The organism is Streptomyces sp. NPDC005574 (assembly GCF_040605435.1).
Classification (GTDB): Bacteria; Actinomycetota; Actinomycetes; order Streptomycetales; family Streptomycetaceae; genus Streptomyces.
This window is the reverse complement of sequence record NZ_JBEXCW010000173.1, coordinates 1-8,581: the sequence shown is the minus strand read 5'-3', so window position 1 is coordinate 8,581 and position 8,581 is coordinate 1. Positions and strand designations below refer to the sequence as shown.

7 protein-coding genes and 1 pseudogene are annotated in these 8,581 nt (G+C 74.2%); 4 read left to right on the top strand and 4 right to left on the bottom strand.

The annotated features are described in order from the left end of the window. From ABZT03_RS41950 to ABZT03_RS41935, 4 genes and pseudogenes are all read right to left on the bottom strand, one after another. Positions 1–149, bottom strand: a pseudogene (locus tag ABZT03_RS41950) (esterase); the annotation flags it as partial. A gap of 278 nt (positions 150–427) precedes the next feature. Beyond that, positions 428–1,309, bottom strand: a complete 882-nt coding sequence (locus ABZT03_RS41945; protein WP_356049291.1) for a helix-turn-helix domain-containing protein — start codon at positions 1,307–1,309, stop codon at positions 428–430. Positions 1,310–1,389: 80 nt separating this feature from the next. Next, positions 1,390–3,309: a BTAD domain-containing putative transcriptional regulator gene (locus tag ABZT03_RS41940; RefSeq protein ID WP_356049289.1), complete on the bottom strand. Its 1,920-nt coding sequence runs from the start codon at positions 3,307–3,309 to the stop codon at positions 1,390–1,392. Between the two features lie 364 nt (positions 3,310–3,673). Then, a complete protein-coding gene (locus ABZT03_RS41935) occupies positions 3,674–4,675 on the bottom strand; it encodes a helix-turn-helix domain-containing protein (RefSeq protein WP_356049287.1) in 1,002 nt (333 codons plus the stop codon). Positions 4,676–5,231: 556 nt separating this feature from the next. Between ABZT03_RS41935 and ABZT03_RS41930 the strand changes: the two genes are divergently transcribed. From ABZT03_RS41930 to ABZT03_RS41915, 4 genes are all read left to right on the top strand, one after another. Next, a complete protein-coding gene (locus tag ABZT03_RS41930; RefSeq protein ID WP_356049285.1) occupies positions 5,232–5,987 on the top strand; it encodes a hypothetical protein in 756 nt (251 codons plus the stop codon). Between the two features lie 45 nt (positions 5,988–6,032). Beyond that, positions 6,033–6,773 carry a YcnI family protein gene (locus ABZT03_RS41925; RefSeq protein WP_356049283.1) on the top strand — a complete coding sequence of 247 codons (741 nt, stop codon included), beginning with the start codon at positions 6,033–6,035 and terminating at the stop codon, positions 6,771–6,773. A gap of 73 nt (positions 6,774–6,846) precedes the next feature. Further along, positions 6,847–7,647, top strand: a complete 801-nt coding sequence (locus tag ABZT03_RS41920) for a hypothetical protein (protein WP_356049282.1) — start codon at positions 6,847–6,849, stop codon at positions 7,645–7,647. Between the two features lie 290 nt (positions 7,648–7,937). Further along, on the top strand, positions 7,938–8,581 hold a 644-nt coding region (locus ABZT03_RS41915), incomplete at its 3' end, for a sigma-70 family RNA polymerase sigma factor (RefSeq protein WP_356049292.1).

The following is an 8,581-nucleotide window of genomic DNA, read 5'->3' as shown; positions in this document are numbered from 1 at the left end:
GCGATCTCACCCGACTGCACCTCGTCGACCGCCTTACGGCCCTCGGCGGGCGCCAGGTCGAACAGGTAGGGCGGGTTCGCGGTCGCCTCGGCGAACGCGGCGGCCGCCGGTTCCAGGACGGGCTGAACCGGCTCGAAGGTGTACGACATCTGCTGCTCCTGTGGTTCGTTGCTGGGTCGTTGCCTGCTGGGCCGTGGCGTGCTTCGCCGTGGGGCATGACGTGACGCGCCCGGGGCTGCGGTCGGCTGTGCCGTGACGCCTTGGGTTTCACGTTAAATGTGACCTGCGGGGACGGATTGCCCACGAGTGCACGGGCGTGGACCCCACAGCGCACGAGGACGGGAGCCGTGCGCCGGCCATGTGGCCCGGGGCCCCATGTTCGGCTCGGGGCCGGGTCCGCGAGTCCGGCCGAGCCGGACGAAAGACGCTATGGGCGACGAGCCCACGCGCCCCGGCCGGCCGTGTCCCGCCACTCGCTGGGGGACATGCCGTACGCGGCCCGGAACACCCGGCTGAAGTGCGTGGCGCTCAGGAAGCCCCAGCGGCCGGCGACCGCGGCGATCGTCTGCCGGTCGCGGACCCGGTACAGCAGATCCCGCCGGCACTCCTCCAGGCGGCGGCGCTGTATCCAGCGGCCGACCGTGGTGCCCTCGTCCTGGAACAGGCGGTGCAGGTAGCGCACCGAGATGTGCTGGGCGCCCGCGATGGACTCGGGGGACAGGCCCGGGTCGGCCAGCCGCCCGTCGATGTGGCGCACGATGCGCGTCATGAGCGGTGAGTGGGCGCGGGGCGCGCCCGTCGCGTCCTTGCCCAGGTGCCCGGTGGCCAGGGTCGCCAGGAGGTTCACCGCGTTCCAGGCCAGCATCTCGGCGACCGGGGGCCGGGAGGACGAGACGGTGTCGGCGAGTTCGGACAGGAACGGCGACAGCAGCGTGCCCAGTCGCGAGGACCGGCTGACCGGGGCCGCCATGACCTGCCGCAGGTCGCCCTCCTCCAGGCCCAGCGCCTCGCGCGGCACCAGGAAGACCTTCAGCCGGACGTCCCCGGGGGCGTCCAGCACCGGCGGCCGGTCGGCGTCGTAGAAGCAGATGTCCCCGGGGCCGACGCGGACCTCCCGGGGCCGCCGCGTGTCGGTCGCGGCGGCGGGGGAAGGGGTGGTGGCGCCCCGGACGCCCACGAAGAGGTACTCGCCCGGGCCCCGTACGACCAGCCGGTGGGCCGCCGGACGGGGGCGCCCGGCTCCGTCCGCCGGGGCGGGCAGCCGGGTCGGGGCCCGGTCGGTGACGACGATCTCGAGGCCCATGGGCATCCGGCACACCTGTTCCTGCCACACCATCTGTCCTCGCTTCCACGGCCGGCTGAAGAACCGTCCTTCACCTCGGGTGGAGCCTAGGAAGGAGGAAGTGTAAAAGAAGTGACGGAGGAGTGACAGTCGCGGCCGTGGCCCGGTGACCGGCCGCCCGTGGGGTCGTCGGTGTCGCCGAGTTCGGCGGCGAAAACCCGCAGCAGGTCGTGCGTGACGTAGTGGCCGGGAGCGTGTTCGGTGACGAGGTGGGCGTCGGCGAGTTCGTCGAGGACGAGCCTGGCCGTGCGGACCGGGAGCCCGGTGAGAGCGGCGGCCGCGTCCGCGGTGAGGTCCGGGCCGGGGTGCCGCGGCAGCAGCCGGAACAGCCGCGCGCCGTCGGGCCGCAGCCGCCGGTAGGAGCAGGTGAAGGCGGTACGGACGTCGGCCCCACCGCCCGGGTCCGCGAACGCGTCGAGGCCGTTCCCGGCGGCACTCAGGGCGGCGGCGATCGCGCCGAGCGGAAAGTCCGGGCGCGTCACGATCCGGGCCGCCACCCCTGCGAGGGCCAGCGGCAGCCGGCCGCAGCGCGCGACGATCTCTTCCACCGCCGCCGGCTCGGCGACCAGACGCTCGTGGTCCACCCGCGCCGCCAGCAGCGCCCGCGCGTCCCGCACCGAGGGCAGGTCCAGGCGCAGCGGCCGGGCACCGGAGGCGACCAGCCCGGACAGCCCGTTACGGCTGGTGATGAGCGTCAGACAGCCGGGCGAGGCGGGCAGCAGCGGCCTGACCTGCTCGGTGTCCAGGACGTCGTCCAGCACCACCAGCAGCCGCCGGCCCGGCAGCAGGCTGCGATACAGGCCCGCGAGGGCGCCCGGTCCCGCCGGCATCTGCCGCGGTGTCACCCCGAGCGCCGCGAGCATTCCGCGCAGCGCTTCCTCCGGCCGCAGCGGAGCCCGCGAGGGCGCGTGCCCCCGCAGGTCGACGTGGAGCTGGCCGTCCGGGAACCGGCCGGCGACCTCGTGCGCCCAGCGGACCGCGAGGGTGGACTTGCCGATCCCCGGCATCCCGGTGATCACAACCGTCGCGGGCGCCCCGGCCCCGTCCGGCACCGACTCGGTGACCTCCCGCAAAGCGCCGAGCTCCGTGCGCCTGCCCGTGAACCCCTTGAGATCGGGTGGCAACTGGGCGGCGCGCACGAGCGGTTCGGGCTCCGTGAGCCCGGCGGTCTCCGCCGGATACCGGGTCGGGCCGGTCGTGCCGCGAGCCGGACGCAGCTCCTGGCGGAGCACCCGGGTGTGCGCCGCGGCCAGCTCGGCACCCGGCGCCACCTTCAACTCCCTTGCCAGCAGCCGCCGTACGCCGTCGTACGCGTCCAGCGCCTGGGCCTGCAGACCGGCCGCGGCGAGCCCCATGACCAGCCTGGCGTGCAACGACTCGTTCAGCGGGTCGAGTTGGAGGGCCTGACGCAGTCGTGGCAGAACCTCCTCCGTCCTGCCGCACAGCAGCGCCGCGTCGGCCGCCATCGTCGTCGCCTGCACGAGTTCACGCTCCACGGCGGCGAACAGCGCGTGCTCACGCGCCCTCGCGGGGATGCCCATGGCGACGGGCCCACGCCAGGCACCGAGCGCCTCGACGAAGTGCCGCAGCGCCACCTCGGGCCTGCCGGTGGCCGCCGCCCGCTTGCCGTGGTTGGTGAGGGCGCGGAAACGCAGCAGGTCGACCTCGTCCTCGTCCGCCGCCAGCACGTAGCCGCCGGTCCGGCGCGGCAGCCGTCGCCCGGGCTCCCGGGGCGCCAGCCCGGGTTCCAGCAGCCGTCGCAGCGCCCCGACGTAACGGCGTACGACGTTGACCGCGCTGGCCGGCGGTCGCTCGGGCCAGAGCACCTCGACGATCCCGTGGGCCGTCACCGGCTGACCGCCCCGCACCACGAGCAGGCCCAGCACGGCGCGTTGCTGGGGGAACCCCAGGTCGAGTTCCCTCTCCCCCTCGCGCACCCGGAGGGGACCCAGTACCTCGAACCGCATCAACTGTCGAAACTCCGTCTTGCCGCACGTCTCGTGCACGAACAGGCGCAGAGCACGACGGGCTCCCTCGGCCGCCGCTCCCTGTCAGCAGCCTAGTGTCCGGCCGGGCGGTTTTCGCATGTCATGAGGGGGGGGAGGGGGCTGGCCCCTGGGGTGTGGGGCGGGGCGGGGGTGCCTGGCGTATGGCGACCGCTGGGCGGCAGGGGGTGGCTGGCCGGCGGCCGGTCGGCGAGCGGCGGGCTGGCGTGCGGCTGGCTGGCGTACGGCCGCGTGGTGTGCGGGCGCCTGGTGTGCGGCCGGCTGGCGTGCGGCCGGCTGGCGTGCGGTCGCTTGGCGTACGGCCGGCGCATGCCCGCGTGGGTTGCTACGAGACGGCGAGTGACGGGTTCCCGGCCGGTGGCGTCAGCCGGTCCGACGCCGCCGCCCGGCTCTGCCACTCACTGGGCGACATGTCGTAGGCGCCCCGGAAGGCCCGGCTGAAGTGCGACGGACTGGTGAAGCCCCAGCGGTGCGCCACGGCGGCCACGGTGAGCCGGCGATGCGGTGCCCGGCCCAGGTCCCGTCGGCAGGCGTCGAGCCTGCGCTGCCGTACCCACTGCCCGACCGTCGTGTCCTCGCCCTGGAAGAGCTTGTGCAGATAGCGGACGGAGATGTGGTGGGCGAGAGCGATCGACTCCGGCGACAGGTCCGGGTCCGTCAGGTGCAGTTCGACGAAGTCGCGGATGCGGGACAGCGTCTGCGCGCCGACGTCCGCGGGCTCGGCCGTCCGCGCGCCGAGGAGTTCCGTGACCAGTACGGCGAGCAGGTCCACCGCGTTGCGCGCGAGCCGGTCCCCGATCCGCGTCCGGCGCAGCCCCACCTCCGAGGCGAGGAGCGTCAGGAAGTTCGACACCAGCGCCGGCACGCCGTCCGCGCAGCTCAGCGACGCCCCGGTGAGGCGGCGCAGCTCGGACTCGGTGATCCCCAGGCAGGCTCGCGGGATGCGGAAGACCGTCATCCGGACGTCGTCCCCGAAACGCGGAAGGCCGGGCCGCCCCGGAGCGCAGAACACGATGTCGCCGGCTGCCAGCGGCACCTCGGCACCGTCGCGCGCGACCGTGACGCTGCCGCGGGCGTGCACAGCGGCGTAGAGGGCGTCGTCGTGCGCCGGGTCGGTGTCCGCGGGCCAGGGCAGGACGAGCCCGCCCGGACCGTCGGACCGGAAGACGGAGATGCTCAGCTGCCCGAGACCTTCACCGGTCGGTTGCGTGGGACTTTCATCGGTCGACTGCCTGAGACCTTTGTCGGCCGGCTGCCTGAGACCTTCACCGGCGGGCTGCCTGGACCTTTCACCGGCGGCCTGCCTGGAACTTTCACCGGCCGGCATCGGCCACCTCCTCGGCCGTCCGGTGGCGGCTCATGCGCGGCGTTCGTCTGCGGGTGTGCGGCGCGAGCCGCGTGCCGCCGTTTCTCGTCAGCTCTCCCATGAGCAGCAGTGTTTGTCGCCGGGCGTCCGCGCCAGCATCGCACGGCGTAGGGATCCGGACGGCGGGTCTCCTCCTGTCCTCTCTCGGGGGCCCTTCCCTGACAAGTTCTACAGAACGAAGATCAGAGCGAACAATTTCGGAACCCCGAGCGCACGGTTCTGTCCCTGTGGCGCACAGTCGGTGGGTTGCGTGAGCGGGTGCGATGGGCGGCGGGCGGCGGGCGGGGCGGGCACGGGGGACGGGGCGTGCGCGTGTACGGCGTCGACATGTGCGGTGCCGATGCGTGCGTGCCGACATGTGTGGTGCCGACGTGTGCCGCGTGGCTTGCGCGGCGTGGGCGTGGGCGGCGTGCGCGTGCGCGGTGGCCGGTCCGGAAGAACCGTTTCCCTCGGGAGGTGTGCGCGGAGCAGCCGTTCCTCCTCGGGAGGTGGGTGCGGCGTGGCAGGATCGGGCGCCATGAGGGCGTCCCCTGCGATACGTGGCCTGCGCGCGGCGGTGTTCGCGGCGTGGTGCGTGCTGCTCGCCGCCGGGGGACACGTACTGGCGACAGGCATGGTGCCGCCGGTGTGGGCACAGGCCGCCGCGTTCCTGCCGCTCTGCGCGGTCGGATACCTGTCCGGCGGCCGCGAGCGGTCCCTCGCCGCCATCGGTGCCGGGACGCTCACGGCACAGGGGGCCCTCCACCTCGCCTTCGACGCGGTCCGACCGCGTACCGCTACGGGCGGGCAGGGGATGGGGGCGGTGGACGAGACCCGTGGCGGGCGCGGGACGTGCGCCATGCCGAGCATGTCGAACACGCGGGGCATGCAGCACATGCAGGGAATGCAGGGAATGCGTATGTCGCCTCCGCACACGGCGCACCCGCACATGGTGCATGGCCACATGGCCTCTTCCAACATGGTGCATCCGCACATGGTGGCCGCCCATGCCCTGACGTCCCACGCGACGGTCGCCCATGTGATGGCCGCCGTCGGGCTGACGTGGTGGCTGCGGTGCGGAGAGGCGGCCCTGTGGTCGCTGCTGCGCCGGGCGGTCACGTTCGTCCCGGGGCTCGCCGCCTGGTGGCAGGTGAACAGCGGGACGCGGTGCGTTCCGGCGGTGCCCGGTCCGGTCCGCCCGGCGGCCGGCGGCCCGGCGTCCCTCCGGCAGGTCCTGCTGCGGCACGCGGTGCACCGGCGCGGTCCGCCGACGGCGATCTCCTTCGCGATCTGACGGAATGTCCCCGCACACCTCATGAGTACGGAGATCGACTCAGCCATGTCCCGAACCCGTTCCACCCTCCGCCGCGCCGGCGTCGTGACCGCCCTCGCCGCCGCCTCGGTCCTGACCGCCGCGGGCATCGCCTCCGCGCACGTCACCGTCCACCCGGACGGTTACGCCAAGGGCGCCACGGACGGCGTCCTGTCCTTCCGTGTCCCCGACGAGGAGGACACCGCCGCCACCACGAAGGTGCAGGTCTTCCTGCCCACCGACCACCCGGTCCTCGGTGTGCTCGTCTCCCCGCGCGACGGCTGGACCCCCAAGGTGACCACCACGAAGCTCAAGACCCCCGTCAAGACGGACGACGGCACCATCACCGACGCCGTCTCGGAGGTCACCTGGACCGGCGGCCGGGTCGGGCCGGGCCAGTACGAGGACTTCGACATCGCGTTCGGCCAACTCCCCGAGGACACCGGCAAGCTCACCTTCAAGACCCTGCAGACCTACTCCGACGGCAAGGTCGTCCGCTGGATCGAGGAAGCGGCGCAGGACGGGCAGGAACCGGAGAACCCGGCGCCGGTCCTCAAGCTGACCGCGGCCGGCACGGACACACAGGCCGCCTCACCGACCGGCTCCGCGAGCGACGCGGGCAGGACGGCGGCCCCGTCCGGGGCGACGGCCTCGGCGAGCGACTCGACCGCGCGCGGTCTCGGCATCGCCGGCCTGGTCGTCGGCGTACTGGGCCTGGCGGCCGCGGCGTTCGCCGTCGTGCGCGGCCGCTCGCGCACCGGCGGCTGAGCGACGCGCCGGGAATTCCCGTACACACGTGCACAGCGCGACGGTCGGGGTCCGGATGCGAGGATGAGGCGCCATGACCGCAGGGTGGGGATCACGCACGGTACGGGCCGCGGTGTTCGCGGCCGTCTGTGTGCTGCTCGCCGCCCTCGGTCACGTCCTCATGTCCGGCCGGCACGTGCCCGCCTGGGCGATGGCCCTGGGCCTGGCGGCCACCGCGGGCGCGGGCTGGTGTCTCGCCGGCCGTGAACGCGGCCTGCCGGCCGTCACGGCGTTCGTGGTCGCCGTGCAGACGGCCCTCCACACGGCGTTCTCCCTCGCCCAGTCGGACGGACATGCCACCGGCTTCGCCGCGATGGGGTTCCCCGCCATGGGGACCGCCGACATGGGCCGCGCGGACATGTGGGGCTCGGACATGTGGGGCGCGGACATGGGGTCAATGCCCATGGACCGCGCTCCCCTTGCCTCCATGGACGCGTCGCCCATGGACGCCATGCCCATGCCCCCGTTGGAAGCCATGGGTACGGGCCACATGGGCATGGACCACACGGGCATGGGCATGGACCACATGCATCACCTCGGGCAGTCGACGGCCGACGGCACCACCTCGTCCGTCGGCATGCTCGCCGCGCACCTGCTGGCCGCGCTGCTGTGCGGACTGTGGCTCGCGTACGGGGAGCGGGCCGCCTTCCGCATCCTGCGGACCGTCGCCGCCCGGCTGGCTGCACCGCTGCGGTTGCTGCTCGCGCTCCCGACTCCGCCGCACCGCCCTCGCCCGCACGTCCGCCGCCGTTGTGCGGACCGGGCGCCCCGCCTGCTCCTTCTCGTCCACGCGATCACCTCGCGGGGACCACCACCGGGGACGGCTGTCGTCTGACGACAGCGCGCGACCCGGGGCGGCCCCTGTGCGCCCCGGGCCTCGGCCGTACGCCCGCGTGAGCGTCGTACGGCCGTCTCCCCCGCCCCCGGACCGACCGGACCACCGCGCAGGCGCGTGACCGACCGCGCCCGCGCGCCTCGTCCGGCCTCCGGGCGACCCGAGAAGGACCCCAGGTGATCACTCCTGTCCTGACCGTCCCGCGCGGCCACGGCGACAAAGGCGGCGGCGAACCGGGCGGCGAACACGTCGCCCCACTCACGGGCCGAGGCGGCCCTGGGCGCGGGCGCATAACCGTCTCCTCCGACGAGTCGATCACCGCCTGGGCGCTGGCCGCCCGGGGCGGTGACACGGACGCCGTCGAGCGGTTCGTGCGGGCCCTGCACCGTGACGTGCTGCGGTACGTCGCCCATCTGTGCGCCGATCCCCAGGCGGTGGACGACCTCGCGCAGGACACGTTCCTGCGGGCGCTCGGCAGCCTGCACCGGTTCGAGGGCCGTTCCTCGGCCCGTGCCTGGCTGTTGTCCATCGCCCGTCGCGCGGTGATCGACGGCTACCGCCGGACCGCCGCCCGGCCACGGCTGTGCGACGCGCCGGACTGGCAGTTGGCGGTCGAGCGCGCCCAGCCGAGAGGTCTGCCCGGCTTCGACGACGGGGTGGTGCTGCACGACCTGCTGGCGGCGCTGCCGGTCGAGCGGCGGGAGGCGTTCGTGCTCACCCAGCTGCTCGAACTTCCCTACGCGGAAGCGGCCTTGGTGAGCGGCTGCCCGATCGGCACCCTGCGCTCACGCGTGGCCCGCGCCCGCGCGACGCTCGTCGGTCTGCTGGCCGACCCGCACGAGTCCGCCGCCCGACCGCCGGCCACGACCCCGCCGGCAGCCCGACGCCCCGCCGTGCCGAAGCCGACGCCCGCGCTCACGGCCCTGCCGGCAGC

What these genes read in the sequence shown, in the direction of transcription:
- ABZT03_RS41945 (WP_356049291.1), bottom strand. Translation starts at nt 1,309, where the DNA reads ATGCCCATGGGCCTCGAGATCGTCGTCACCGACCGGGCCCCGACCCGG.
- ABZT03_RS41940 (WP_356049289.1), bottom strand. Translation starts at nt 3,309, where the DNA reads ATGCGGTTCGAGGTACTGGGTCCCCTCCGGGTGCGCGAGGGGGAGAGG.
- ABZT03_RS41935 (WP_356049287.1), bottom strand. Translation starts at nt 4,675, where the DNA reads ATGCCGGCCGGTGAAAGTTCCAGGCAGGCCGCCGGTGAAAGGTCCAGG.
- ABZT03_RS41930 (WP_356049285.1), top strand. Translation starts at nt 5,232, where the DNA reads ATGAGGGCGTCCCCTGCGATACGTGGCCTGCGCGCGGCGGTGTTCGCG.
- ABZT03_RS41925 (WP_356049283.1), top strand. Translation starts at nt 6,033, where the DNA reads ATGTCCCGAACCCGTTCCACCCTCCGCCGCGCCGGCGTCGTGACCGCC.
- ABZT03_RS41920 (WP_356049282.1), top strand. Translation starts at nt 6,847, where the DNA reads ATGACCGCAGGGTGGGGATCACGCACGGTACGGGCCGCGGTGTTCGCG.